The sequence below is a fragment of the Meiothermus rufus DSM 22234 genome (assembly GCF_000423425.1).
Lineage (GTDB): Bacteria > Deinococcota > Deinococci > Deinococcales > Thermaceae > Meiothermus > Meiothermus rufus.
On record NZ_AUHY01000121.1, the window covers coordinates 1 to 1,409 of the forward strand.

General features: G+C 66.7%; 1 protein-coding gene. It reads right to left on the minus strand.

The features are described from left to right. Positions 1–1,241, minus strand: a 1,241-nt coding sequence (locus tag G552_RS0113685) for an IS1634 family transposase (protein WP_027883498.1), incomplete at its 3' end; no start/stop codon positions are given. Between the last annotated feature and the right edge of the window lie 168 nt (positions 1,242–1,409).

Here is a 1,409-nt window from a genome sequence, read left to right on the forward strand (position 1 = left end):
GCCTCCGGGTCGAGGTCGGTGTTGGTCCGCAGCAGGTACTTGCCGTCGTAGCGGGCCGCCCGCTTCACGGCATCGGTGTCGACCACCAGCGCGCCCTGGGGCAGGGCCTTGAGGTAACGGGCCAGGAGACGGTTTCGCAGGAGCTCCTTGGCTTGGCCGCGCTCGATCCGCTGCTTCAGGTGCGCGAGGGCCGCCTCCCGAGCCTGGCGGTCGTGCTCGGCCTGGAGGGGGTTGTAGCAGAGCACATAGCGCTGGCCTTGGTGGGTCACCTGCTTGATCTGGAGCTGGTCGTTCACCTTGCGATACCGCCCCGGCTGGCTCAAGACCGCCTCGGCCGCCCGGTGCCGGCGCAGGGGCATGCCGACGATGTACTCCATCCCGGCCTCTTCAATGGCCCGCAGGATCTGGCGGCTGACCATGCCCCGGTCGGCGACGAAGATCACCCGGCGCAGGTGGAAGCGCCGCTTGAGCGCATCCAGCACGGTCTCCACGGTCGCCTTGTCGGCGGTGTCGCCTGGGAAGACCTCGTGGGCGATGGGGTAGCCGTCCCGGGTCATGAGCACGCCCACCACCAGCTGGGGCCGATCCGGGCGCTTGTCCCGGGAATACCCGTAGGCCGCCAAGCCCTCGGGCCCCCGGCCTTCGAAGTAGCTAGATGTGGTGTCCCAGAAGACGACGTCCACCTCGGTCCAGAACAGGTCGCGAGCCCGGGCGAAAAGGCGATCCTCGATCGCCTCCTTGTGCTCGGCCAGGACGTCCAGGGCGCGGTAGTAGTGGTGCAGTTCCAGCTGCTCGGCCTGGGGCCGGTAGACGCCCTGCAGCCACTGGCGCACGAGGCCCCGCTTGGAGCAGGGGTCGGTGAGGCGGTTGAGTACCATGGTGAAGACGGCCTCGGCCACGTCGAAGGCCAGCTGGCGATCCTCCAGCAGGGCCTCGAAGGCCTTGTCCAGTTCGGCCTCGCGCCACAGCCGTTCGAAGATCAGCGCCGGTCCCCACTGCTTGGACCACCGGACGTTCAGGCGCTCGGCTTGTTCCTCCAGCCGACGCCAGGTGCTCTGGGAGAAGCGGGCCAGATTCTCGATGAGGGCATCGAGCCGGCCGTCCTGGAGATCCTCCAGCCGGCCCAGGGTAGCGACCACCCGCTGGCGGACGCGGCCGCCCTGGCGCACGCTCTCGACGAGCTGGAGGTAGGTGCGGGTGGAGCCGTCTTTGTTCTTGAAGGCCTTCTGGCGGATGAACATGGCACAACTAACGTAGCATCAAAACTATTCGCCTTCAAGATCTTATCTGAAAAACGTGGCACTACACTTTTGACCCCAAAGAACCGCCGCCCCATGGAAACCCCTTGATTCATGCGGGTTCCTGGGGCGGCGTGGCACCGAGAAGGGCCGTCAACTGTCAAACCCGAG